Raw genomic sequence first — 25172 nt, 5'->3', positions numbered from 1 at the left:
GTGGCGGAAGAGTACAAAATACCAGACAGTCCCGATATGGTGCGGGATACAGGATCAAAGGGACGGACGACCGGTATGCCGCAGCTTTCGATGCACTCGCCCATCGGGGATCTGACCCTGACCGAGGAAGATGGCGCGATCGTCGCCCTGGATTGGGGCTGGGGGCGCGATCAGGATGAGACCCCGTTGCTGCGGCAGACCTGCGATCGGCTCGACGCCTATTTTGATGGCGCGGCGGACGATTTCGCCGACCTGCCGCTGGCCCCGTATGGCACGCCGTACCGCCAGGCCGTGTGGCAGGCGCTGCGTGCGATCCCGTTGGGCGAAACCCGCACCTATCGCGACTTGGCCCTTCAGGTCGGCGGTTCGCCCCGTTCCATCGGCCAGGCCAACGGGGCCAATCCGATTCCGATCCTGATCCCCTGCCATCGCGTTGTCTCCACCCAGGGGCTGGGCGGCTATTCTGGCGATGGCGGGTTGGCGGACAAGATCTATCTGCTGGAACTGGAGCGGGCTCCCATCCCCGCCCTGGCGGACGCGCACGCCTGATACGGCCGGACAGAACAGGAAGAGGGATACAGGCGATGTACAGGGCAATCCGCATCCACGGCTATGGCGGCCCCGAGGTTCTGCAACTGGAGACGCTGCCCACGCCCGTGCCCGGCCGGGGCGAGATCCTGATCCGGCAGGAGGCGATCGGCGTCAATTACATCGACATCTATTTCCGCACCGGCCTGTACAAGGTGCCCTCTCTGCCGGCCATCCTGGGGATGGAGGGTGCTGGTGTCGTCATGGCTGCCGGCGCGGGGGTGACCGATTTCGAGCCCGGTGACCGGGTGGCCTATCCTACGGCCCTGGGCGCCTATGGTGAATGCCGCACCATCGCCGCCGATCGTGTCGTGCCGTTGCCGCCGGATATCCCGTTCGATATCGCGGCAGGCTGCATGCTGCGTGGTCTGACGGCCCATATGCTGTTGCGCGAGGTCCATGCCGTCCAACCTGGCGAGACGATTCTGGTTCATGCGGCAGCCGGTGGCGTGGGGCTACTGGTGTGCCAATGGGCGCGGCATATCGGTGCGCGGGTGATCGGCGTGGTGTCGACCGAGGAAAAGGGCGAACTGGCGCGGCAGAACGGTGCGGCCGATATCCTGATCGGGCATGACAATCTGGCCGCGCGCGTGCGCAAGCTGACGGACGGCGCCATGGTGCCCGTGGTCTATGACAGCGTGGGCAAGGATACGTTCGTCGCCAGTCTCGATTGCCTCGCGCCGCGTGGGCTGATGGTCAGCTACGGCAATGCGTCGGGCGAGGTCACGGGCATTTCGGTCGGCATGCTGGCCACGCGCGGCAGCCTGTATCTGACACGGCCGGGGCTGACGACTTATCTTGCCCAGCGTTCAGCCCTGCTGGCGGGGGCCAAGGAATTGTTCGATTTGATCATCCAGGGGGTGCTGACGGTGCGGATTGGGCAGCGTTTTGCTCTGGCTGAGGCCGGGGCGGCGCAGACGGCGCTGGAATCTCGGGCGACGACCGGGAGTACGATCCTGTTGCCTTGATGGGGGAAGAGTTCTTCTTTTTCTGAAGAAAAAGAAGCAAAAAGACTTTTGTTCGTTTTGGAATGTCGTGGTGGGCAGGTCTTCGTCTCAGAACGAGACCTGAAAGTTCAAAAGTTTTTTGGTTCTTTTTTTCAAAAAAGAACGGAAACACCCTCACCAATAAAAAACAGGGACCGGATCGCTCCGGCCCCTGCTTCCTTGTCTTCAGGTATTCATCGCGTCGAAGAAATCCCTGTTGGTCTTGCTGTATTTCAGCTTGTCCAGCAGGAAGTCCATCGCGTCCATGGTGCCCATCGGCGCCAGGATGCGGCGCAGGACCCACATCTTCGACAGTTCCGAGCGTTCGACCAGCAATTCTTCCTTGCGGGTGCCGCTCTTGGTGATGTCGATGGCCGGGAAGGTGCGCTTGTCGGCCAGCTTGCGGTCGAGGATGAGTTCCGAGTTACCGGTGCCCTTGAATTCCTCGAAGATCACCTCGTCCATGCGGCTGCCGGTATCGATCAGCGCGGTGGCGATGATGGTCAGCGACCCGCCTTCCTCGATGTTGCGCGCCGCGCCGAAGAAGCGCTTGGGGCGCTGCAGGGCGTTGGCGTCCACACCGCCGGTCAGCACCTTGCCCGATGACGGGACGACGGTGTTGTAGGCGCGCGCCAGGCGGGTGATGGAATCCAGCAGGATGACCACGTCGCGCTTGTGCTCGACCAGCCGTTTGGCCTTCTCCAGCACCATTTCCGTCACCTGGACGTGCCGGGTCGCGGGCTCGTCGAAGGTCGAGGACACGACTTCGCCGCGCACCGAACGCGCCATGTCGGTCACTTCCTCGGGCCGCTCGTCGATCAGCAGCACGATCAGGAAGACTTCCGGATGGTTGGCCGAAATGGACGAGGCGATGCTCTGCAGCATCACGGTCTTGCCGGTGCGCGGCGGGGCGACGATCAGGGCGCGCTGGCCCATACCGATCGGCGAGACCAGGTCGATCACCCTTGGGGTGAAATCCTTGGTCTGGCCCTTGCCGCCCTTGGTGCCCTTGCCGCCTTTTTCGGGCTCGCCGCCCACTGCGTCGCTCTCGACTTCCATCTTCAGCCGGCGCTCGGGGTAGAGCGGCGTCAGATTGTCGAAATTGATGCGATGACGGACCGCCTCGGGCGGCTCGAAATTGATGGTGTTGACCTTCAGCAGCGCGAAATAGCGTTCACCGTCGCGCGGGGCGCGGATCTGCCCCTCGACCGTGTCGCCAGTCCGCAGGCCGAAGCGCCGCACCTGGCTGGGCGAGATATAGATATCGTCCGGCCCGGGCAGGTAATTGGCCTCGGGCGAGCGCAGGAAACCGAACCCGTCGGGCAGGATTTCCAGCGTCCCCTCGCCATGAATGGCCTGGTCGTTATCGGCGAGGGTCTTGAGGATGGCGAACATCATGTCCTGCTTGCGCAGGGACGATGCGTTCTCGATCTGCAGGCTTTCGGCGTACGCCAGAAGGTCCGCGGGGGTTTTGGCCTTGAGTTCGGCGAGATGCATTCAGGTTGCCTTGGATGGGCAGGTCATAGACGGGGGGGAAACGATCGGCCTGGAAGTGGCGCATCAGTGCGCCTGCCAGAGAAAACCGGATAAACCGGAAAAGTGGCCAGCAACGTTCCATACGAAGGGATCGTCCGGCAGACGAAAGCCCGCCGGCGACGGCCAAATCATAAGGAAATCGTCCCGAACGGTCAAGGCCGGGCGTCGGGTCGCCGCCGGCAGGCATTGACGGGCAGGTTCTAGCGGCCTCGGGCCAGCCAGCCCCTCTGCCAGAACCACAGCAGCGGGATGATGATCGTCGCTGCCATCAGCGCCAGCGAATACCAGTAGCCGTATTTCCAGTTCAGCTCCGGAATATCGTGGAAATTCATGCCGTAGATCCCGGCGACCAGCGTGGGTGCGACCCCGATGAAGCTGACCACGGTCAGGATCTTCATGCCGTTGTTCTGCTCGATACTGATGAAGCCGAGCGTGGCATCCAGCAGGAATTGGACCTTGTTGGAGATCTGGGACACGAAATCGTTCAGCGACACGATGTCGCGCGCCACCGTGCTCATCCGGTCGCGCAGCTTTTCCGACAGATCGTGCTTCTTGTTCTCGCTGACGAAGATCGCGATCCGCTCCATGCCCAGCAGGCTGTCGCGCACCGACGATGCCAGGTCGCCCGACCGCCCCACCCGGCGCAGCAGCGACCGCAGCATCTGGTCGGCCCGGCCGGCCTGGCGCGGCTGGTCCGCCTGGAACACGTCGCGCGACAGCGTATCCAGCGACTGGCCCAGATGCTCCAGAATATCAGCCATGCGGTCGACCACCGCCTCCAGCAGCAGGACCGAGACCTCGTCCCCGCTGTAGGTCTCCTTGCTGGCGGTGATCTGCTTCGCGATCAGGTCGAATGACGAGAATTCGGTGAAGCGGATCGTCAGCAGCCGATCACGCATCAGCACGAAGCCGACCGGCGAGACGAAGAAATCGTCCTGGATGCGCCGGACCAGCGGTGTCGACAGATAGACGGCGTCGTCTTCCATGAACAGGCGCGAGGAACTTTCGATTTCCTCCAGGTCGGCGCGGGTCGGGATGCGCTGGCCGGTAATCCTGGCCGCCAGGGCCTGTTCATCCGGCGTCGGGTCCAGCAGATCCAGCCAGGCAACGCCGGTGGCGTCGGCATCGGTGACGATCGGCCGAGGTACCTGACCGGGACAATGGGCAACAAACATGGATGCTGTCTTTCTCCGCTTCCCCGCCTGGCTTTCGTATCGGGGGGCCTACGCTGCCTGTCAATTCACCCGGGCGTCTTCTCCCGGGTGGAGACGAGGCTGGTAATTTTCCGCCATGCGGTCCAGAACACCCGATATCCTGCATCTAATCGGGTCCGGAGAACGACGTGAGCGCAGCAGATACCAGCGGAGCGGAACGCAGCGTGGCAGAGGCGCTGCCCAACAGCTTGCGTGCCGGGCCGGACCCGCGCGGCCGCTTCGGCATCTTCGGCGGCCGGTTCGTGGCCGAGACGCTGATGCCCCTGGTCCTGGAACTGGATGCGGCCTATGCGGCGGCCAAGGCCGACCCCGCCTTCCGCACGGAACTGGACTATTACCTGAAGGATTATGTGGGCCGCCCCAGCCCGCTCTGGTTCGCCCGCCGCCTGACCGAGGAACTGGGCGGCGCGCGCATCTACATGAAGCGCGAGGAGCTGAACCATACCGGCTCGCACAAGCTCAACAACGTCATGGGCCAGATCCTGCTGGCCCGCCGCATGGGCCGCAGCCGCATCGTGGCCGAGACCGGGGCCGGTCAGCATGGCGTTGCCACAGCCACGGTGTGTGCGCTGTTCGGGCTGAAATGCACCATCTACATGGGTGCCACCGACGTCGAGCGGCAGAAGCCCAACGTGTTCCGCATGCGCCTGCTGGGCGCCGAGGTCGTGCCCGTGACCTCCGGCGCCGGCACGCTGAAGGATGCGATGAACGAGGCGATGCGCGACTGGGTGACCAATGTCCGCGACACCTATTTCCTCGTCGGCACCGTGGCCGGACCCCACCCTTACCCACAGATGGTCCGTGATTTCCAGTCCGTGATCGGGGAGGAAACCCGCGTCCAGATGCAGGAGGCCGAAGGGCGGCTGCCGGATGTGATCGTGGCTGCCATCGGTGGCGGGTCGAACGCGATGGGCATCTTCCATCCCTTCCTCGATGATCCGTCAGTGCGTCTGATCGGGGTCGAGGCCGCAGGCCGGGGGCTGGACAGCGGTGAGACCGCGGCGTCGATCCTGCGCGGGCGGCCGGGCGTGCTGCATGGCAACCGTACTTACCTGTTGCAGAATGAAGACGGGCAGATTGACGAGGCCCATTCGATCAGCGCCGGGCTGGACTATCCCGGCATCGGGCCGGAACATTCCTGGCTGGCCGATATCGGGCGCGTGGAGTATGTCGGCGCGACCGATGACCAGGCGCTCGACGCCTTCCAGCTCTGCACGCGGACCGAGGGCATCATCCCGGCGCTGGAATCTGCCCATGCCCTGGCGCATGCGGCTGTCATTGCCCCCACGCTCAGCCCCGAGACGCTGCTGGTGGTGAATATCTCCGGCCGGGGTGACAAGGATATCTTCACCGTCGCCGCACATCTGGGAGTGACATTGTGAGCCGCATCGCCCGCCGCTTCGCTGCCCTGAAGGAACAGGGGCGCGGTGCCCTGATCCCGTACCTGCAGGCCTGTGATCCGGACTACGACACCTCTCTGGCGCTGCTGCGTGCCATGCCGGGAGCGGGGGCCGACCTGATCGAGATCGGCGTGCCGTTCAGCGATCCCAGCGCCGACGGCCCGACCATCCAACTGGCGGCACGCCGGGGGCTGAAGGCGGGGTCCAGCATGGTGCGCGTGCTGGAGATGGTGGCCCGCTTTCGCGAGGACGATGCCGACACGCCGATCATCCTGATGGGCTATCTGAACCCGATCGAGGCCTACGGCCATGCCCGCTTCTGTGCCGACGCCGCGCGTGCCGGGGTGGACGGGCTGATCGTGGTCGACATGCCGCCCGAGGAAGCCGACCTGCTGGATGGGCCGGCGGTGGAGGCCGGGCTGGACATCATCCGCCTGGTGGCGCCTACCACCGACGATGTGCGCCTGCCCGTGGTCTGCGGCCATGCGTCTGGCTTTATCTATTATGTCAGCATTACTGGCGTGACCGGCACGCGTACCGCCAGCAGCGACGAACTGGCGGCGGCCCTGCCGCGCCTGCGCGCCGCGACCGACCTGCCGGTGGCGATCGGCTTTGGTATCCGCTCGCCCGAACAGGCGGCCGCTGCCGTCCGTGCTGCCGATGCCGCCGTGGTGGCCTCGGCCCTGATCGCTACGCTGGAAGATTCGCTGGACGAACAGGGCCGCGCGACGCCCGACACCCTGCCGCGCGTGCTGGCACAGCTTTCGGCGCTGGCTGAGGCCGTGCGCTCGGCACGGAAGGCGTGAGGGGGTTCTGCAGGATCGCAAGATGACCCAGCCCTACGCCGCACAGCATTACGGCACCCGCGCCCCGGATTACGTGACCAGCGCCGTCCATGCCGAGGGAGCGGACCTGGAGGCGATCGAGCGGCTGGTCGCGGGCAAGGGATTGCGCCGCGTGCTGGATCTTGGTTGCGGCGGTGGCCATGTCAGTTACCGGCTGGCCCCGCATGTGGCGGAGGTCGTGGCCTGCGACCTGACCCAGCAGATGCTGGATGCCGTGACGCAGGAGGCGGCCCGGCGGGGCCTGTCGAATATCTCGACGGTGCGTGCCCCCGCCGAACGTCTGCCGTTCGAGGATGGCGGGTTCGACGCGGTGTTCTGCCGGTTCACGACCCATCACTGGACCGACGCGGCTGCCGGACTGCGCGAGGCGCGGCGTGTGCTGGCACCCTCGGGTGTCGCCCTGTTCATCGACGTGACGGCCCCTGCATCCGCATTGGGCGATAGCTGGTTGCAGACGCTGGAACTGCTGCGTGACGTGTCGCATGTGCGTGACTATGCGGTCGCGGAATGGGCGGCCTTGCTGGCCGGGGCGGGCTTCGCCGTCCGGGAACTGGGCACGCATCGCCTGCGTATGGCGTTCGCAAGCTGGGTGGCGCGGACGAAGACGCCGCCGGAGCGGGTTGCGGCGATCCGCTCGCTGCAGCAGGCGGCGCCGGAAGAGGTCATTCGGCTGTTCGGGGTGGAAGAAGACGGCAGCTTCATGCTGGACGTCGCGCGCTTCCTGGCTGAGCCGGCCTGAATTTCCCTCTTCACGCTTGTCTGCTGTAACCAGAGAACCATCTGGCCTTTCCAGGACCCTGATTGTAAGAAGGCGGGTTTCCGGGGGCCCGTGTGCGCCTTGTGTGATGGAGTGATGTGATGAGCTGGCTGACCGATTACGTCCGCCCCAAGATCCGCGGTCTGCTCAAGCGCGAGGTGCCGGACAATCTGTGGACCAACTGCGAATCCTGCAGCCAGATGATCCTGGTGAAGGACCTGCGGAAGGGCCTGAATGTCTGCCCGCATTGCGGCCATCATATGCGCGCGACGGTGGCCGAGCGGTTTGCCTGGACGTTCGACGAGGGCGCCTGTACGCGGATCGACCTGCCCAAGGTGGTGGTCGATCCGCTCTCGTTCCGCGACCGCAAGCGCTATACCGACCGGCTGAAGGACGAGCGCGCGAAGTCGCAGCTGGACGAGTCCATGGCCGTGGCCCACGGCAAGATCGGCGGGCATGACGCGGTGGTGGCCGTGATGGCGTTCGAATTCATCGCCGGCACCATGGGCGCGGCGCTGGGCGAGGCCTTCGTGGCGGCGGCGCGGCTGGCGATCCTGCAGAAGGCGCCGCTGGTCGTCTTTACCGCCTCGGGCGGTGCGCGCATGCAGGAGGGCATGATCAGCCTGATGCAGATGCCGCGCACCACGGTGGCGGTGCAGATGCTGCGCGATGCCGGCCTGCCCTATATCGTCGTGCTGACCAACCCCACCACCGGCGGCGTCACGGCGTCGTTCGCCATGCTGGGCGACGTGCAGATCAGCGAGCCCAATGCCCTGATCGGCTTCGCCGGCCCGCGCGTGATCGAGGATACGGTGCGCGAGAAGCTGCCCGAGGGCTTCCAGCGGGCGGAATATCTGCTGGATCACGGCATGATCGACATGGTGACCAAGCGCGCCGACCTGCCGGCCATGCTGGGCCGGCTGATCGGCCTACTCAACCATCGGCAGGGTGCAACGCCGCTCCGCCCGGCGGCCTGATCCGTCGATGGCGACCTCGCCGACGGCGCTGGGGCCGGAATTCGTCGGTCGTGCCGGCGCGGTGCTGGAGCGGCTCAACCAGCTCTATCCGGCCCTGATCGACCTGTCATTAGGCCGGCTGGAGGCCTTGCTCGCGCGCCTGGGCCATCCGGAACAGCATCTGCCGCCGGTGATCCACGTTGCCGGCACCAATGGCAAGGGCAGTACCTGCGCCAATCTGCGCGCCATCGGCGAGGCGGCCGGCTGGCCGGTGCATGTCATGACCTCGCCGCATCTGGTGGATGTGACGGAACGCTTCCGCGTTGCCGGTCGTATCGTCTCGACCGACGAACTGGTGGCGGTGCTGGAGGAGGTCGAGCGTGTCAATGACGGCGCGTCGATCACGGTATTCGAGGTTCTGACTGCCGCCGGTTTCGTCCTGTTCGCCCACCATCCTGCCCGTCTGGCGGTGATCGAGGTCGGGCTGGGTGGCCGTTTCGACGCCACCAATGTGCTCGCACGGCCCGCTGCCTGCGCGATCGCGTCGATTTCGATGGATCACGAGGCTTTCCTGGGCAACAGCCTGGCCGCGATCGCTGCCGAGAAGGCCGGGATCATGAAGCCCGGCGTGCCGGCGGTGACCGGCTATCAGGCACCCGAGGCCATGGCCGTTTTGCGGGCCCAGGCAGCGGAATGCGGTGCGCGCCTGCTGGTGCGTGACGTGGACTGGGAGATCGCGCCGGCACCAGGCGGCCTGCGCTATGCGGACGCGCAGGGCGTGTTGGACCTGCCGGCTCCCGGTTTGCCGGGGCCGCATCAGGTGGACAATGCCGGGCTCGCGGTGGCTGCGTTACGGGCTAGCGGACTAGAAGTGCCGGATGCGGCCTGGGCAGGCATTGCCCACACCGAATGGCCGGCCCGTCTGCAACGGCTGGATGGCGCGCTGGCCGCCCTGCTGCCGCCCGGCTGGGAACTGTGGCTGGATGGCGGGCATAATCCCGGTGCCGGCCATGCGCTGGCCGACATGCTGGCCGGCTGGTCCGATCGTCCGGTTCATCTGGTGGTTGGCATGAAGCAGACCAAGGATGCCACGGGCTTTCTCGCCCCCCTGCTGGAGCAGGCCGCCAGCGTCCAGGCGGTGGCCGAGCCCGGCCAGCATCTGGCATTGCCGGTCGAGGCGATCGTGGCGGCGTCTTCGGGCCGCGCCATCCCTGGCCCCACCGTGCGGGCCGCGTTGGCGCGTCTGGCCGAAGGGGCGGATGGTCCGGGGCGGGTAGTGATCTGCGGCAGCCTGTATCTGGCGGGGGTTGTCTTGGCGCAGGACGGTTGGGTCGCTCGTTGAGTTAAGGTCTTCTTTTTCTGAAGAAAAAGAAGCAAAAAGACTCTTATCCGTTCAGGAGCCTTGTGCTGGGAACATATGATGTCCCTGAACGAAGCAGAGTTTTTTGGTTCTTTTTTGCAAAAAAGAACATCCTTGAGGGCCCCCCATGACACATCGGCACAAAGTCATCTTCGACACCGACCCCGGCGTGGACGACGCGATGGCGCTGTGTTTCCTGACCCGGCGGCCGGAATTCGACCTGCTGGGCGTGACCACGGTGCATGGCAATCTGGATATCGACACCGTCACGCACAATGCGCTGTGGCTGGCCGAGCGGCTGGGGCTGGGTGTGCCGGTGGGCAAGGGCGCGGCCACGCCGCTGGTACGCCCGGCGGGGGCCGGGGTGCCGCATGTGCATGGACCGGGCGGGCTGGGCGACCTGACGCCGCCGGCGCAACTGGCCCGCGCGGTTGATCCGCGTCCTGCCTGGCAGGTGATCGTCGATCTGGTACGTGCCCATCCGCACGAGGTTACGCTGATCGCTATCGGGCCGCTGACCAATCTGGCGCTGGCCCTGCAGCACGATCCCGCCATTGCCGGGCTGGTGGCTGGCGTGAGTCTGATGGGCGGCGCGTTTGGCACGCATGGCCATGGCGGCAATGTGTCGCCGGTCGCCGAAGCCAATATCCTGTCGGACCCCGAGGCGGCGGATCTGGTGATGACCGCACCATGGAAGGTCACTGTCCTGGGACTGGACGTGACGCAGCAGGTGGTGATGGACGCCGCCTATCTGGATCGGCTGGCGGAGCGGGGCGGGCCGGATGGTGCCTTCCTGCGCGCGGTGTCGCGTTTTTATCAGGGCTTCCACGAACGCTCGCGCGGGCTGGCCGGCATTTTCGCCCATGACAGCCTGGCGGTGATCCAGGTTCTGGCGCCGCATCTGTTCACCCTGCGGCATGGGCCGGTCCGGGTGGTGTGCGGTGGGCTGGCCGATGGGCAGACGATCCAGAAGCCGGTGGGCATGCCGGGGCCACCTGCTCCAGCCTGGGAGGACGCGTCGCCATGTGCTGTCGCGGTGGATGTCGATGTGGGTGGTGTGCTGGCGCTGTATGCGGAGACGTTCATCGCATAAGGGTTCACGGTGGCATGTCACAAACCCCTCTCCTGTTTCGTCTTATGGCAAACAGCTTACAGGGACGACGATCATGACCCCGCGACTGGACTATCTTGCGACCGCTCCCGCCCTTCTGGGCAAGATGCTGGAGCTTGAAGAGGCTCTCACATCCTCGGGTCTCGACCTCACGTTGATCGAACTGGTCAAGATGCGGGTTTCGCAGATCAATGGCTGTGCCTTCTGCCTCGATATGCATGCCGCGATCATGAAGAAATCGGGCGAAGACATGCGGCGGGTCGTCCTGCTGCCGGCCTGGCGTGAAACTGCCTTCTATACGCCCCGGGAACGCGCGGCCCTGGCGTGGGCCGAGGCTTTGACGCTCGTGGCCGAGACGCATGCGCCGGACGCGGATTTCGATGCCCTGCGCGCGCATTTCACGGATCAGGAGGTCGTCCAGCTTACGCTTGTCATCGGCATGATCAATCACTGGAACCGCATCGCCATCGGGTTCCGCGCCCAGCCGCGCCCGTCAGCGGGCCAGCATGGCTGACGTCGCCGAGACGACGGCCCGCTTTCTCGCGATCAGGCCGGACCTGATCGGCATTGCCTATCGTATGACCGGATCGCTGTCGGTCGCGGAGGATCTGGCGCAGGATGCATTCCTGCGCTGGCATGCCGCCGGACCCGACACGATCGATCATCCCCGCGCCTGGCTCACCCGGGTGGTGACGCGGCTCTGCCTGGACTGGCTGCGGTCTTCCGCGCACCGATACGAGCACTATGTCGGGCCATGGCTGCCGGAACCCGTTCTGGACACGCAGGATGCGCCCCAGATCCGGCTGCATGCGCATGAACAGGATCTGTCCATGGCATTCCTGTCCGCGCTTCAGGCCCTGTCGCCGGCCGAGCGCGCAGCCTTTATCCTGCACGATCTTTTCGAAATGCCGTTTGATGAACTGGCAGAGTTATTGCAGCGGAGCGAAGCCGCCTGCCGCCAGATGGCGTCTCGTGCCCGCAAACATCTCAGGCAGCCCGATATCCGACACCCTATGGGTCGGGAGGCCGGCCGGAAACTGACCGAGGCGTTTCTTCAGGCGTCCCGCCTGGGGGACGAAGCAGCCCTGCGCACCCTCTTGAGCCAGGATGTCCGCTTCGTGTCCGATGGCGGCGGCATTCGGCCCGCCGCACGGAAAATCATTGACGGAATCGAGAAAGTCAGCCGCCTGTTCGTTGGTCTGGCCCGTAAGCGCCAGCATCGGGTTCCGCCGGTTCTGTATCGGGGGCCGATCAACGGGGAGCCGGGATTCGTCACCTTGGAGGATGATGGTCTGCCGCAGGTGACGACCCTGACATGTCGTGAGGGGCGCGTTAATGCTGTTTATGTCGTGCGCAATCCTGACAAGTTGCGGAGGATTCGCGCGGGATTATGATCTTTGTTCTTTTTTGGAAAAAAGAACCAAAAAACTTTTGATCTGTTCGGGAGTTTTTTGCTGGGCCATACGATGGCCCAAAACGAATGAAAGTCTTTTTGCTTCTTTTTCGGAAGACAAAAGAAGATCTTCTTTACCGCCTTTGTCCTGTGGCGCGCAGGATCTTCTCATAACGTGCCACCAGCCGATTGCGGCGCAGGGCGGAGAGGCGCTGGATCCAGAATATCCCGTCCAGCTGGTCGATTTCGTGCTGGTGGCAGATCGCGCGCAGGCCTTCGGACTCTTCGATATGCTCCTGGCCATCGAGATCCTGGTACCGTACGCGCACTTTGGCCGGGCGCTCGATCTGCTCGATGACGCCCGGCATGGAAACGCTGCCTTCCTCATGCCGGATCGTCTCGTCGGACGTCCAGATGATCTCCGGATTGATATAGGTCCGGGGCCCCGATGTGTCGCGCAGGTCCAGTACCACGACGCGCAGTGCCACGCCGATATGCGGCGCCGTGATGCCGATACCGGGGGCGGCGCGCATCGTGTCGAGCAGGTCGGCGGCCAGTGTGCGCAGCGCCGCGTCGAAGAGTGTAACCGGCTCCGCCGCCTGGCGCAGGCGCTGGTCCGGAAACATGACGATCGGGCGCGCGGTCATTCGGACGCCTCTTGGGATCAGATGAAGGCGGCAGCGCGGACGCGGCCGACCGTCATTCCGTTCCAGTTGCGGATATCGTGGGTCGCCAGATCGCGCAGCACCGTGTGGTCGCGGGTCTCCGGGCCCAGGAAGCGCGTCAGCAGGGCGGCCATTGCGACTTCGGCCGCGCGGGGGGCGCCGTCATGGCATTTCACCGCGATGCCCAGCCCCTGCTCCGGCAGGCTGGCTGCCATGATGCCCTCCGCCCCCATCTTGCTGAACACGGCTGATCCCAGCGCCTGCATCAGCACGGTGTCGAAGCGCCCGCTGCCGCCGACCATGAAGGGGGCGCGGGCCACGGCGGTGCGCAGCCGTGCCGCCGCGCGCGCGCGTTCCGGGCCCAGACCGTGGCCGGTGCCGAAGCGTGCGAAGCCATGGGCCAGGGCGCGCAGCGGGATGGCGTAGGTGGGGATCGAACAGCCGTCGATGCCGCGATTGTCCTCCCCATGGGCTGCATCCGTCACGTCGGCCAGCGCCGCCGTGACCTCGCGCATGATCGGGTGGGCCGGCTGGATGTAGCCCGCCAGATCCTCGTCCCGGTCGCAGGCCAGGCAGACGAAGCCGGCATGCTTGCCGGAGCAATTATTATGCAGGGCATTGGGCGCGCCGCCCGAGCGGGCCAGCGCGTGCGCGGCATCGGCATGGGTCGGCCAGTGGGTGCCGCATTCCAGGCAGGCGACGTCGCGGCTCACCCGGCCCAGCATCCGTGCCGCGACCGCGACATGGGCCGGCTCGCCGTTATGCGAGGCACAGGCCAGCGCCAGTTCCTCGTCGTCCAGCCCCAGCCGGTCGGCGGCGCCGCTTTCGACCAGCGGCAGGGCCAGGAAGGCCTTGACCGCCGAGCGCGGATAGGTCGGCTGCGCGATGTCGCCCAGCGCGAACAGCACGTTGCCATCGGCATCCACCACCACGGCGATACCGGCATGGCGGGATTCGACGCGGCCGCCGCGTTCGATCTCGGCGATTGCTGTTTCCATGGCTGGGTGTCGTCCTCGGGGGTCAGGTGTTGCCGGTCAGGAAGTAGCTCGGGCTGCCCGAGCTGCGCGTCGAATCCGGATCGTCCTCGATCAGATCGTCGATCATGAAGCGCTTCATGCGCAGCACGGCGATATCGGCTTCGCTGGCATCATCGTCATCAGCCACCAGGGACAGCCAGTAGGGCACGCCGCCCCGCTCGGTCAGCAGCAGAGGATGGCGGCGGCTCATGGCTAGGCCGTCGCGCAGCATGGCGTCGGCATTTTCTTCGGTCGTGATGTGGTACAGATAGCTGTCGGCGGGGTCGGACGCCTGAAGCCCGCGAAAATGGACGCGCGCCAGTTGCAGGGTCTCGGCATCCAGATGCCTGACCTGCCGCCGAGGTGGCGTGGGTTCGGCTTTTGGCGGGGCGGCAGGCGGCGGGCTGGCGGCGGCCGATGCGAACAAATCGTTCTGTCCGGCGTCTGTGGTGTCGCGCACCGGGCGCGGTGTGCGCGGCCGGCGGGTCGCGGGCTGTGTGGCGGCGCGGGGTGCCGGTTCGGGCAGCGGCAGTTCGGCGGTATCCGGGAGGATGCGTGCCATGTCGAAATTCCGTCGCAGGGTGGCTACGGGGTCAGGGTCGGGCAGGGCTTCGGCCATGATCTGCCGGCCGCGCCGTTGCCAGAACAGCATCAGGGCCTGGGCACCATCTTTCGCGGCGATCCGCGCGCGCGGCCGCCCCTGCATATCGTCTATCCGGAAGATCATGCGTTCCGAATTCCGGGTCGTCAGGCCGGTCGGCCTGACCCTGTAGCCGTTGCTCACCATAATCCTCAGTCGTGCCGTTCGCCGTGAAGTCTGAAGTGGACCGCCATGCCAGCCGGCCCGCGCCTTAGGCCGTTGCGACGTCGCGGCAGGCGGCGCATAGCCCTTCTGCCTCGACGGTCGAGTGGCGCACCGTGAAGCCGATATGCCGCGTGGCATCGATCAGCGCATGCAGGATGCCGTGGTCGTCCAGTTCGGTCACCTGGCCGCAGCCGGTACAGATCAGAAATTGCGCCGCATGAGGATGGCCTGCCTCGGTATGGCTGCCATCCAGCGCATGCGTGCAGCCCACGAAAGCCGACAGGCGCTCGATCTTGTGGATCAGCCCCTCTTCCAGCAGAAAATCCAGTGCGCGGTAGACCGTAGGCGGGGCGGCGCCCTTCTTGTCGGCGCGCAATCCGTCCAGCAGGTCATAGGCGCCGACCGGGCGCGCGGCCTCCAGCACCAGGCCCAGCACCTGGCGCCGCAGATCGGTCAACCGCGAGCCATGCGCGGCGCACAAGCGCTCGGCATTATCCAGCCGTGTCTCGGTCTTTTCGGCGAAACTCGTCCCCGCCATACCTGCCGCGCCATGCCCCCGATCTGTTCAGAGATGCCGCCCGAGCGGCACCCTGGTTTCCATACGCCGGAAAGCGCGTTATATGAAGGCTTCAAATATGTTACATTATAACGTATTTTGACCTGCCAACCCTCCTGCTGACGGCCTGTCGCGTGTCTGCTGACCTTATATTGCCCCTTCGTCTCGCCCGGTCGGGCCTGGTTCGCCTGGTCTGCGCCTGGCTGATGGCTGTCATGCTGGCGGCATCGGTGGGGCGGTCGGCCCGTGCCGACAGTCCGATTGCCGTTGTTGCCGCCGAAGCGGTCTGGGGCGATATCGCGCGCCAGGTCGGGGGGGCCGATGTCGCCGTGAGCAGCATCCTGACCAATCCCGCCACCGACCCGCATGCGTTCGAGGCCAGTCCGATGGATGGGCGACGGCTGGGCACGGCACGGATCGTGATCGCCAATGGCGGAGGATATGACGGCTGGATCGATCGGCTGATGGAGGGGGGCGGTAGCGCCGACCGGCCGGTCGTGCTGACCGTCGCGGCACTGGTCGGCTGGCGGGACGGCGACAATGCCCATTTCTGGTACGACCTGTCGATGGTGCGCGCGGTCGCGACGGCATTCGCCGCCGATTGCGGCGCGATCCGCCCCGATCGCCGTGCGGCATTGCAGGCCCGCCTGCAACGGTTCCTGGACACGCTGGTGCCGCTTCAGCAGCGGATCGCGCTGCTGAGGGAACGGTATCATGGGGTGCCGGTGGCCGCGTCCGAACCGATCTTCGGCCTGATGACACGGCAGATCGGTCTGACGATGCATGATGCGGACTTCCAGCGTGCGGTCATGAACGGCACCGATCCCGGTCCCGCGGAGGTTGCCGGGTTCGAACAGGACCTGACGGCGCGGCGGGTGCGGGTCCTGATCCTGAACGAACAGACGACCGGCCCGGCCACCGAACGGCTGGACCATCTGGCGCGGGGGGCGGGCATTGCCGTGCTGCGGGTCGGCGAAAGCCTGCCGCCGGGCACGCGCTATCAGGACTGGATCGGCGGGGTGCTGGACCGTCTGGAACAGGCCCTCGCCCAAGGATCGGCCCAGGGGCCCGCATGAACGGTCATGACGGCCATGGGTGCTGCGGCGGACCGCCCGCGCCGGCATCCCCCGCCATGCCGCCGGTCGACATGGCGCATGTCACGCTGCGCATCGGCGACCGCATTATCCTGTCCGATGTCGGGCTGACGGTGCCTGCCGGGGCTTTCGTCGGCATGCTGGGGCCGAACGGCGCGGGCAAGAGCAGCCTGATCCGCGCCATTCTGGGCGTGGTGCCGGTGGCGGCCGGGCGGATTTCGGTCTTCGGCCGGCCGGTGGGGCGGGGCAATCACGATATCGGCTATCTGCCGCAATTCCCGGCCCGCTCGGCGCCGCGCCTGGACGGGCGCAGCTTCATTGCCGCCGCCCTGCATGGCGAACGCTGGGGCCTGCCCTGCGACTGGCGCCCCGGCCGGCATCGCCGCCATGATGCGATGGAAATCGACCGGGTGCTGGATCTGGTGGGGGCCATGCATCTGGCGCGCCGGCCGATCGACCATCTTTCGGGCGGCGAACGCCAGCGGTTGCTGCTGGCGCAGGCCCTGCTGGGGCGGCCCCGCCTGCTGCTGCTGGACGAACCGCTGGCCAGCCTCGACCCCCATCGCGCGCGGGAAGTCGTGGCGCTGGTGGATACGATCCGCCGCCAGCTCGGCATCGCGGTGCTGTTTTCCACCCATGATCTCAACCCGCTGCTGGGGGTGATGGACCGGGTGCTGTATGTGGGGCGCGGGGCGGCGCGACTGGGCACGGTGGATGAGGTCGTGACCGGCCCGGTGCTGAGTGCCCTGTATGGCATGCCGGTCGAGGTGATCCGGGCGAACGGGCGCATCTTTGTCGTTGCTGACGGGGTGGTGCAGTCGTGAGCGGGCGGTGGCGCTTCTTCTTTTCTGTTTTTCTGTCCGGAACCGGTAGCATCCGATCATGTTCGCCTTCGAATTCATGCGCCATGCCTTTGCCGCGACGGGTATCGTTGCGATCCTCTCCGGGCTGGTCGGTTATTTCATGGTGCTGCGGGGCGAGAGCTTTGCCGGCCACGCGCTGTCGCATGTCGGCTTTGCGGGGGCGACCGGCGCGCTGCTGGTGGGCATGCCGCCCTTCTGGGGGCTGATGGGCGCCACGGTCCTGGCCGGGGTGGCCATGGGGCTGGGTGGGCGCGGCACCACGCAGGGGCGGGATGTCACCATCGGGCTGGTCCTGTCCTGCATGCTGGGCTGCGGTCTTCTGTTCCTGCACTTCCTGACCACATCGGCCACCCGCGCCACGGCGCTGCTGTTCGGCAACGTACTGGGGGTGGACCGGTCGATGCTGGGGTGGCTGCTGGTGCTGGGTGTGGGATGCGTGCTGGCCATGGCGGCGCTGTCGCGGCCGCTGCTGTTCGCCAGCCTCCAGCCCGAGACGGCGGAGGCCCGTGGTGTAAAGCTGCGCATGGTATCCACCATCTTCCTGGCCATCGTTGCGGTTGTGACGGCGGAATGCGTGCAGATTACCGGCGTGCTGCTGGTCTTCGCGCTGATGGTCGGGCCGGCGGCGACGGCGCAGCGCCTGACGGCCACGCCGGGATGGGGGATCGTGTTGTCGGTCCTGTTTGCAATCGGGGCGGGTTGGGGTGGACTGGCCCTGTCCTGGTGGACCGATTGCCCGGCCTCGTTCTGGATCAGCGCGCTCAGCACGGGCTTTTATCTGGCCGTCGGCACCTGGCGCTTCACCGGGGGGCGTGAAAGTACCGACGAAACCTGATGGAACGGGCTTTCGACCCGCTTTCCGATCCTGGTTCGTCCCCTGCCTTGTCGGCCCTGTTCAGGGCGGCAGGGACCAGCACCACCATGCCATCAGGGCCAGCACGGTTCCCAGCCCGGCATGCAGGGCAAGCAGCATCCGGCCGTCAATGACCGGCGGGTGTTCCAGGCGGCGGCGTGAGGACATCGCGCATGTCTCCAGACAGTGGGATCGGCAAGCGGGGTCAGTGGTCGTGGCCGCCATGCGGCAGCACGTGATAAGCACGGTTGAAATAGACTAGGCCCCCCACCGGCGCGCCGATGCGGATGGCTTCGACCACACCGAATATGACGCTGTGGGTGCCGACCTCGACAATCCGGTCGATCCGGCAGTCGAAGGAGGCCACGGCCTCCTCCAGCGCCGGCGCGCCGGTCGCCAGCGTCGTCCAATGGCCGACCGTAAACCGCTCGTACATGTCCAGCGGCCCGGCGAAGGTGCCTGAAATGTCGCGCTGGCCGGCGGACAGGACATTGATGCAGATCGGCCCGCCGGTATGAAAGGCATCGCGCGCACGTGATGCGCGGTTCATGCACACCAGCAGTGTGGGCGGGGCGTCGCTGACGGAACAGACGGCCGAAGCGGTGAAGCCCACCGGGTCGGCCAGCGTGCCGGTCGTGACCACATTCACTGCCGCGCCCAGCCGCGCCATCGCGTCCCGATAGGTCTGGGAATCCACACTCATGCCCGCGCCCTTCCTGCCGTCCTCCATTCCTGTAGGGGCGACATCTTCATCATTGATCGTTCTGGCATAGTATCACGACAGGGAAAACGGAAGGAACTCATCATCATGCAGGCCGACGCGACGGACGATACGCTGCTGATTTCCCGCCAGGGCCGCCTGGGGCGGCTGACGGTCAATCGCCCCAAGGCGCTGAATGCGCTGGATATTACGCTCTATCGCGGGATCGCTGCGGTGCTCGCCGCGTGGCGGGATGACCCGGCGGTCGAGACGGTGCTGATCGACAGTACCAGCCCCCGGGCGTTTTCGGCCGGCGGGGACCTGCGGGCCCTTTACACCCTGGCGCGCGACGCGGGGCCCGATGCGGCGGCGCAGGTGTTCCGTGCGGGCTATCGGCTGGTCTCGGTCCTGGCGGGATATCCCAAGCCGGTCGTGTCGTTCATGGACGGGATCACGATGGGCGGCGGGGTCGGGCTGGGTGCGCATGTCCGTCACCGGATCGTGACCGAACGCAGCGTGCTGGCCATGCCGGAGGTTGCGATCGGGCTGACGCCCGATGCGGGCGGGTCGTACCTGCTGTCCCGCGCGCCGGGGCTGTACGGGTTGCGCCTGGCCCTGACGGGCGGCCGGATGCAGGGCGGGCAGGCCGTGGTCGCGGGCTTTGCCGACCGGATGCTGGCGGCGTCGGACCTGCCGGAACTGGCGGCCGCCCTCGCCCGGCGGCCGGCGGGTGAGGTGGTGGATCTGGCCCCTGCCGTCCCGCGCCCGGTCCAGGAGGAGCTGGCGGCGATCAACGCGCTCTATGACGCGCCGGACCTGGGGACGATCCGCGACCGGCTGGCGTGCAGTGCCGAGCCGTGGGCGGCCGAAGACCGCGAGGCGATGGAGCAGGCCTCGCCCCTGTCGCTGCTTGTCACGTTCCGCGCCTGGCATGCCGCGCGCCGCCTGCCGGATCTGAACACGGTGCTGGAGCAGGAATATCGCCTGGTCGGCAACCTGATCCGCCTGCCCGATTTCACCGAGGGCGTGCGGGCCAAGATCGTCGACAAGGACAACGCGCCGCGCTGGATGGAGGGTGAGGCGCTGGGCGATGCGGCGATCGAGGCCTGTTTCGCCCCCCGCCCCGATACGCTGGACCTGCCCGTCTTTCCCGAACCGGCGTGATCGCGCGCCGTTTCCCCCTTCGCGCCCCTTTGGGCAGTCGCCCCATACCCTCGATCCGAGGTTTTGACCCATGCCGTTCTCTGCCGCCTATCATCCCGCCCGTGAGCATCTGACGCTGGGGGATGCGTTCTACGACCCGGTGGAAGCGGCGCGCTTTCCCGAACATATCCTGCGCTTCCGCAACCAGGACGCGGCGGCGCGGATCGGGCTGGATACGCTGACCGACGCGGAATGGATCGATCATCTGGGGCGCTTCGTCCCGCTGCCCGACGGGCTGCCGGCGCCGCTGGCGCTGCGCTATCACGGGCACCAGTTCCGCCAGTACAATCCCGACCTGGGCGATGGGCGGGGCTTCCTGTTCGCGCAGATGCGGGATGCGCGCGACGGCAGGCTGCTGGATATCGGTACCAAGGGCAGCGGCCGCACGCCGTGGTCGCGCGGCGGGGACGGGCGCCTGACCCTGAAGGGCGGGGTGCGCGAGATCCTGGCCAGTGAAATGCTGGACGCGCTGGGCGTGAACACCTCGCGGACGCTGAGCGTGATCGAGACCGGCGAGCGGCTGCAGCGTGGGGACGAGCCGTCGCCCACCCGGTCGTGCGTGCTGGCGCGGCTGAGCCATTCGCATATCCGTGTGGGAACTTTCCAGCGCCTTGCCGCGCTGGAAGACCGGGCCAGCCTGACGCGGCTGGTGGACTATGTCATGGCCACCTACTTCCCCGACACTCATGGCGGGGACAATGCGGCGACGTCGCTGTTCGACATTGCCTGCACCCGCATCGCGCGTCTGGCGGCCCAGTGGATGGGGGCGGGATTTGTGCATGGTGTGCTGAATACGGACAATATCAACATCACGGGCGAAAGCTTCGATTACGGCCCGTGGCGCTTCTTGCCCCGATACGACCCTTCGTTCGTCGCAGCCTATTTCGACCAGTCGGGCCTGTATGCGTTCGGGCGCCAGCCCGAGGCCGCGCTGTGGACCCTGGCGCGCCTCGCGGAATGCCTGATTCCCCTGACGGAAATCGAAGATCTTCAGAAGATCTTCGACGATTTCCCGGATCGTTATGAAGTTGAGATGAACGGCGTCATCGTGAAACGCCTTGGTTTGTCACCGCTTTCCAGAAATGAGGACCGCGATCTGTCGGCGGAGACATGGACGTTTCTGGAACGATCGGGAATAGGATTTGAAAATTTGTTCTTCGACTGGTATGGTGGAACACAGAGCAGGCATCGGGCGCTCAACGGGCCCAATGCCCATTTCTATGCGGGTGCGGAGTTCGAGCCGCTGCGTCGGCAGATCGATGCCTATTCCCCGCGACCGGATCTGGATCTTTCCAGTCCGTATTTTTCCCGATCCGTCCCCTGCACCATGCTGATCGACGCAGTGGAGCGGATATGGCAGCCGATTGCGGACCAGGATGACTGGAGCATGCTCAATGACACGCTCGCGTCGATCCGGGACATGAAGGCTGCCCTTTCGCCTGCTGCCTGACGGCGGCACGGTTCGGGATACCGGCATGGCAATCCGGCCATCCGGGGGCGTCTGTGGAGCAAGGAGTTCCAGGGCAGTTTTTTCCGAACACGGAGAACAGAATGCAGAATTTCTCACCGCAAGCGACAAGCCTGGCCCATGTGTCCGAATACGAGATTTCGGATAACGCGCGGCTGACCCTCTGGCTCGCAGCCGCCGTGGCCGCCATATGTGGCGGCCTCTACGGCTACGACACCGGCATCATTTCGGGTGCCTTGCTGCTGATCACGCGGGATTTTCATCTGAGCAGCACGGCGCAGGAGTTGGTGGCCTCGGCGATCCTGGCCGGCGCCGTGATCGGTGCCGTGGGCACCGGCTGGCTGTCCGAACGGTTCGGCCGCCGCACCACCGTCATGATCGTCACCGCCGTCTTCGTGACGGGGGCGCTGGCCTGTTCGATGGCGCCCGATGTCGGCACGCTGATCGCGGCCCGTATCTATCTGGGCCTCGGCGTCGGCGGATCGACGCAGGTGGTGCCGATGTATATTTCGGAACTGGCGCCGGCGGCAAAGCGCGGGCGGCTGGTCACGCTGTTCAACGTGGCGATCGGGATTGGCATCTTTCTTGCCAATATCGTCGGTTTTGCGATGCGCGATGCGTGGGGCTGGCGGCCGATGATCGCGATCGCGGCCGGGCCGGCGCTGTTCGTGTTCATTGCCATGTTCTTCCTGCCGCGCAGCCCGCGCTGGACGGCGGAGAACCGGGGGTTGAAGGCAGCGATCCGCGAACTGATCAAGGTTCGCACGAGTCATCGTGAAATCCATAAGGAAATCAAGAAGATTCACGCGGCTGCCGAAAATGTTTCCGACGATCAGCGGGGATGGCGCGGTCTGTCCCAGCCCTGGGTGCGGCCGGCCCTGATCGCGGCGTTCGGTGTGGCGTTCTTCACCCAGTGCGGCGGGCTGGAGATGATGATCTATTACGCCCCCACCTTCCTGTCGGATGCCGGGTTCGGCCATTCGGCGGCGCTGCTGGCCAGCGTGGGCGTGGCGGTCGTCTATCTGGCGATGACGCTGACCGGTTCGCTGGTCGTCGATCGGGTCGGCCGTCGGCGCCTGATGCTGATCATGGGGCCGGGTTCGGTCCTCAGCCTGATCGGGCTGGGGCTGATGTTCATGCTTCATCCCGACAAGGGCAGTGTCGGCAGCTGGATGATCATTGTCTTCCTGCTGCTGTTCATGATGTTCAATTCGGGCGGCATTCAGGTCGTCGGCTGGCTGCTGGGGGCCGAGATGTTCCCGCTGCCGATGCGCGGCACCGCCACCAGCCTGCATGCCGCCACCCTGTGGGGCAGCAACCTGCTGGTGACCAGCACGGCGCTGACGCTGGTGCAGACGATCTCGCTGGGCGGGACGATGTGGTTCTATGCCGGGGTCAACCTGGCATCGGTCCTGTTCGTCTATTTCCTGGTACCGGAAACGCGCGGTGCCTCGCTTGAGGATATCGAGAAGGCGCTGCAGGAAGGGCGCTTCCGGCCGCGTCGGGGACAGACGGCCATCGTGGAACAGTAACGTCCATCGGGGGCTTTGCCCCCGAACCCCCACCAAAGGCCGGCGGCCTTTGGAAACCATTCTGTATAATGACTGGGTTTCCAAAGGGCGACTGCCCTTTGGTGGGTCCAAGGGCAAAGCCCTTGCCTTGCTCACACGCCGGACAACACCACCCGTTCCGTCACATCGGGAACGGTAAACCCGAAGATCCGGCCATAGAAATCCAGTTCCAGTTCCAGCGCGCGGCGAACCGTTTCTTCGCGCCGAAAGCCATGGGCTTCGCCTTCGAAGGTATAATGTGCGTAAGGGACGTTACTGGCCGCCAAGGCATCGGCCATGGCCTGTGCCTGCGCGGGCGGGACCACGGTGTCGGCAAGGCCGTGCAGGAACAGGACCGGCGTGCGGATGGCGTCGGCCTGGGTCAGGGGCGAGCGGGCCAGATAGGTGGCTTCGGCCTCGGGCCAGGGGCCGACCAGACTGTCGAGATAGCGGGATTCGAATTTGTGGGTTTCCTGCGCCAGGGCGCGCAGGTCGGTGACGCCGTACAGGCTGGCGCCGGCGGCGAACAGGTCCGACCCGGCGAGCGCCAGCAATACGGTCAGGCCACCGGCGCTGCTGCCGCGAATGGCGATGCGGTTGGGATCGACGCGGCCGGTGGCGATCAGGTGGCGGCAGGCGGCGACGCAGTCTTCCACATCCGCAACACCCCAATGCCCTTCCAGTTGACGGCGATAGGCGCGGCCGAAACCGGTGGAGCCGCGATAATTGACATCGACCACCGCGAAGCCCCGGCTGGTCCACCACTGGACCTTGAAGGCGAAGGCGCTGCTGGCCCGGCCGGTCGGGCCGCCATGGGCCATGACGATCAGTGGCGGCTTTTCATCCGCCGGGCCACGGAAGCGGCTGTTGGCGGGGGGATAGAAGAAGGCGTGGCCGGTATGCTGCCCGTCGGGCAAGGAAAAGCGGATCGTCTCCGCATGGGCGATGTCGCCGGGTGCCAGGCCCAGCGTGGTGGCGGCACGCAGCACGCGTGACGGTGCGTCCATCCGGCCATGGCGCACGGCGGGCGCGCCGTCTGGCGGGGTGTCGAGCCAGGCGAACGATCCGTCGGCCAGCATTGCTGGGCATTGCGCGGGATGGCCCAGCGCCACCGGGCGCGCGACCGACCCGGTGAGATGCAGGGTGCGGGCCTGGCCGTGCTCGATGGCGATGGCCAGGATCGTGCCGTCGGGCAGTGGCTGGTAGCTGCGCAGGCCGAACACCCAGTGCGGCAGGCCGATTTCGGCCTCCATCGGCGCGATGGCCACCGCCGTTCCGTCAGGGACGGTCCAGCGCGTCAGGTTCCACCAGCCGTCGCGGTCGGAGGCGGCCAGCAGCGTGGCGGGCCCGGCCCATGCCGGTTCGATGACCGAGGCCCCGTCATCGGCCAGCGTCCGGATGTCGGCCAGCGCGACGCCCCGCGTGCCGTCGGGGGCCAGCCGGGCGAGCCGCAGCCGCGTGGCGTCCCAGGGCATGGCGGGATGATCCCATTCGATCCAGGCCAGCCAGGTGCCGTCGGGCGACGGGCGGGGGGAACTGACGAAATCGGGGCCGGAGACCAGCACATGGCCGGCCTGTTCCGCCGGGTCGGTGTCGCTGTCGGCGGCGAAGGCGACCAGGGTGGAGACCGGCTCGCCCGGTGCGCGATGGTCCTCGCGCACGCAGAACAGTGTGCTGCCGTCGGGCGAGAAGGCGAAATCGGCGAAGCGCAGCCCGGCCACGTCGCTCAGGGCGCGCGGGGTGGCGCCGGGCGTGATGATCCAGAGGCTGCCATCCGGCCGATGGCTGAAGGCGATGCGTCCGCCTGCCGCGACATAGGCGCCGCCGCCATATTCATGGGCCCTTGTGCCGATATCGAACGGTGCCGGGGTCACGTCGTGGATGCCGTCGGCGGCGGTCCAGCGTACCAGCACCGTCCGCCCTGCCTCGGCCGGACGTGTCTCCAGCCAGTAGACGGCTTCGCCATAGGCCTGCACGCTTCCCAGCCCCATTGTCTTGCCGGCCACCAGAGCCGCCGTCACGGGGGATGGCCATGTGCCGTAGGGGCGGATGGCGGGTTCGGGGCCGGTCCCGGCGGTCGGGTCGGTCATGCGGTCCTCCAGTCATGGGTGCCGGTCTGTCGTATTGACTTGACAGCGCGCTGACCAGACGGTTCCTCACCCTCTTTGCCTCACTGGACGGGTCTGGTCCGCTGCTTCATTCCTTCGAATCTCTTTTCGTGCATTACGGGTACGGCGTGATCGCGGTCGTCGT

General features: G+C 66.3%; 25 protein-coding genes. 16 read left to right on the top strand and 9 right to left on the bottom strand.

The genetic code is table 11. From position 1 onward, the window contains the following. The first annotated feature begins 75 nt into the window (after positions 1-75). Both HLH35_RS03800 and HLH35_RS03795 read left to right on the top strand, forming a co-directional pair. Complete coding sequence (locus HLH35_RS03800) at positions 76-549, top strand: methylated-DNA--[protein]-cysteine S-methyltransferase (protein WP_182977853.1); 474 nt, start codon at positions 76-78, stop codon at positions 547-549. 35 nt (positions 550-584) lie between these two features. Further along, the gene (locus HLH35_RS03795) at positions 585-1556 is read left to right on the top strand and encodes a quinone oxidoreductase family protein (RefSeq protein ID WP_182977852.1); all 972 of its coding nucleotides are present in this window, start codon (positions 585-587) and stop codon (positions 1554-1556) included. 204 nt (positions 1557-1760) lie between these two features. Here HLH35_RS03795 and rho read toward each other — a convergent pair whose 3' ends face one another. Together rho and corA are read right to left on the bottom strand one after the other, a co-directional pair. After that, complete coding sequence (gene rho / locus HLH35_RS03790; RefSeq protein WP_182977851.1) at positions 1761-3071, bottom strand: transcription termination factor Rho; 1311 nt, start codon at positions 3069-3071, stop codon at positions 1761-1763. A 239-nt stretch (positions 3072-3310) separates the two neighbouring features. Beyond that, positions 3311-4285 (bottom strand): magnesium/cobalt transporter CorA, encoded by a 975-nt coding sequence (gene corA / locus HLH35_RS03785; RefSeq protein ID WP_182977850.1) that lies wholly within the window; start codon positions 4283-4285, stop codon positions 3311-3313. 167 nt (positions 4286-4452) lie between these two features. Between corA and trpB the strand changes: the two genes are divergently transcribed. From trpB to HLH35_RS03745, 8 genes are all read left to right on the top strand, one after another. Then, positions 4453-5706, top strand: a complete 1254-nt coding sequence (gene trpB / locus HLH35_RS03780) for a tryptophan synthase subunit beta (RefSeq protein ID WP_338029284.1) — start codon at positions 4453-4455, stop codon at positions 5704-5706. Next, positions 5703-6530 carry a tryptophan synthase subunit alpha gene (gene trpA / locus HLH35_RS03775; RefSeq protein WP_182966325.1) on the top strand — a complete coding sequence of 276 codons (828 nt, stop codon included), beginning with the start codon at positions 5703-5705 and terminating at the stop codon, positions 6528-6530. Before trpB ends, trpA begins: the two co-directional genes overlap by 4 nt. Positions 6531-6552: 22 nt before the next feature. Beyond that, positions 6553-7308, top strand: coding sequence for a class I SAM-dependent methyltransferase (locus tag HLH35_RS03770; RefSeq protein ID WP_182977849.1), 756 nt, complete (start codon positions 6553-6555; stop codon positions 7306-7308). 119 nt (positions 7309-7427) lie between these two features. Continuing rightward, positions 7428-8303 carry an acetyl-CoA carboxylase, carboxyltransferase subunit beta gene (gene accD / locus HLH35_RS03765; RefSeq protein WP_182966330.1) on the top strand — a complete coding sequence of 292 codons (876 nt, stop codon included), beginning with the start codon at positions 7428-7430 and terminating at the stop codon, positions 8301-8303. Between the two features lie 7 nt (positions 8304-8310). Further along, positions 8311-9624, top strand: coding sequence for a bifunctional folylpolyglutamate synthase/dihydrofolate synthase (locus HLH35_RS03760; RefSeq protein ID WP_182977848.1), 1314 nt, complete (start codon positions 8311-8313; stop codon positions 9622-9624). A 145-nt stretch (positions 9625-9769) separates the two neighbouring features. Next, entirely contained in the window at positions 9770-10735 is a 966-nt protein-coding gene (locus HLH35_RS03755; RefSeq protein ID WP_182977847.1) for a nucleoside hydrolase, read from the top strand. A 73-nt stretch (positions 10736-10808) separates the two neighbouring features. Then, the gene (locus HLH35_RS03750; protein WP_182977846.1) at positions 10809-11267 is read left to right on the top strand and encodes a carboxymuconolactone decarboxylase family protein; all 459 of its coding nucleotides are present in this window, start codon (positions 10809-10811) and stop codon (positions 11265-11267) included. Further along, positions 11260-12147 carry a sigma-70 family RNA polymerase sigma factor gene (locus HLH35_RS03745; protein ID WP_182977845.1) on the top strand — a complete coding sequence of 296 codons (888 nt, stop codon included), beginning with the start codon at positions 11260-11262 and terminating at the stop codon, positions 12145-12147. The genes HLH35_RS03750 and HLH35_RS03745 overlap by 8 nt, the downstream gene beginning before the upstream one ends. A gap of 133 nt (positions 12148-12280) precedes the next feature. Here HLH35_RS03745 and HLH35_RS03740 read toward each other — a convergent pair whose 3' ends face one another. The 4 genes from HLH35_RS03740 to HLH35_RS03725 all read right to left on the bottom strand — a co-directional run bounded on the left by HLH35_RS03740 (position 12281) and on the right by HLH35_RS03725 (position 15170). After that, complete coding sequence (locus HLH35_RS03740; RefSeq protein ID WP_182977844.1) at positions 12281-12793, bottom strand: peptide deformylase; 513 nt, start codon at positions 12791-12793, stop codon at positions 12281-12283. Positions 12794-12810: 17 nt separating this feature from the next. After that, positions 12811-13809 carry an asparaginase gene (locus tag HLH35_RS03735; protein WP_182977843.1) on the bottom strand — a complete coding sequence of 333 codons (999 nt, stop codon included), beginning with the start codon at positions 13807-13809 and terminating at the stop codon, positions 12811-12813. A 22-nt stretch (positions 13810-13831) separates the two neighbouring features. Next, positions 13832-14554 (bottom strand): hypothetical protein, encoded by a 723-nt coding sequence (locus tag HLH35_RS03730; protein ID WP_246384808.1) that lies wholly within the window; start codon positions 14552-14554, stop codon positions 13832-13834. Between the two features lie 124 nt (positions 14555-14678). After that, complete coding sequence (locus HLH35_RS03725) at positions 14679-15170, bottom strand: transcriptional repressor (protein WP_182977841.1); 492 nt, start codon at positions 15168-15170, stop codon at positions 14679-14681. A 170-nt stretch (positions 15171-15340) separates the two neighbouring features. On the opposite strand from HLH35_RS03725, the gene HLH35_RS03720 reads away from it, so the two are divergent. Genes HLH35_RS03720 through HLH35_RS03710 form a run of 3 tightly spaced genes read left to right on the top strand, consistent with a single transcriptional unit; the run spans position 15341 to position 17980 of the window. Further along, entirely contained in the window at positions 15341-16264 is a 924-nt protein-coding gene (locus tag HLH35_RS03720) for a metal ABC transporter solute-binding protein, Zn/Mn family (protein WP_246384807.1), read from the top strand. Further along, positions 16261-17106, top strand: coding sequence for a metal ABC transporter ATP-binding protein (locus tag HLH35_RS03715; protein WP_246384806.1), 846 nt, complete (start codon positions 16261-16263; stop codon positions 17104-17106). The genes HLH35_RS03720 and HLH35_RS03715 overlap by 4 nt, the downstream gene beginning before the upstream one ends. 58 nt (positions 17107-17164) lie before the next feature. Then, positions 17165-17980: a metal ABC transporter permease gene (locus HLH35_RS03710; protein WP_182977840.1), complete on the top strand. Its 816-nt coding sequence runs from the start codon at positions 17165-17167 to the stop codon at positions 17978-17980. A 60-nt stretch (positions 17981-18040) separates the two neighbouring features. Here HLH35_RS03710 and HLH35_RS20150 read toward each other — a convergent pair whose 3' ends face one another. Then, positions 18041-18166 (bottom strand): hypothetical protein, encoded by a 126-nt coding sequence (locus tag HLH35_RS20150; RefSeq protein ID WP_275944209.1) that lies wholly within the window; start codon positions 18164-18166, stop codon positions 18041-18043. A 37-nt stretch (positions 18167-18203) separates the two neighbouring features. Next, on the bottom strand, positions 18204-18701 hold the full coding sequence (locus HLH35_RS03705; RefSeq protein WP_182977839.1) for a flavin reductase: 498 nt from the start codon (positions 18699-18701) through the stop codon (positions 18204-18206). Positions 18702-18806: 105 nt separating this feature from the next. Between HLH35_RS03705 and HLH35_RS03700 the strand changes: the two genes are divergently transcribed. The 3 genes from HLH35_RS03700 to HLH35_RS03690 all read left to right on the top strand — a co-directional run bounded on the left by HLH35_RS03700 (position 18807) and on the right by HLH35_RS03690 (position 22901). Next, positions 18807-19862, top strand: a complete 1056-nt coding sequence (locus HLH35_RS03700) for an enoyl-CoA hydratase/isomerase family protein (RefSeq protein ID WP_182977838.1) — start codon at positions 18807-18809, stop codon at positions 19860-19862. Positions 19863-19932: 70 nt separating this feature from the next. After that, positions 19933-21351, top strand: a complete 1419-nt coding sequence (locus HLH35_RS03695) for a protein adenylyltransferase SelO (RefSeq protein ID WP_182977837.1) — start codon at positions 19933-19935, stop codon at positions 21349-21351. 101 nt (positions 21352-21452) lie between these two features. Next, on the top strand, positions 21453-22901 hold the full coding sequence (locus tag HLH35_RS03690; protein ID WP_182977836.1) for a sugar porter family MFS transporter: 1449 nt from the start codon (positions 21453-21455) through the stop codon (positions 22899-22901). A 131-nt stretch (positions 22902-23032) separates the two neighbouring features. Here the strand turns inward: HLH35_RS03690 and HLH35_RS03685 are convergent, their stop codons facing one another. Beyond that, positions 23033-25009, bottom strand: a complete 1977-nt coding sequence (locus HLH35_RS03685; protein ID WP_182977835.1) for a S9 family peptidase — start codon at positions 25007-25009, stop codon at positions 23033-23035. Positions 25010-25172 lie beyond the last annotated feature (163 nt).

This window comes from Gluconacetobacter asukensis (assembly GCF_014174375.1).
Classification (GTDB): domain Bacteria; phylum Pseudomonadota; class Alphaproteobacteria; order Acetobacterales; family Acetobacteraceae; genus Gluconacetobacter; species Gluconacetobacter asukensis.
This window is presented reverse-complemented; position numbering and strand designations above follow the sequence as displayed.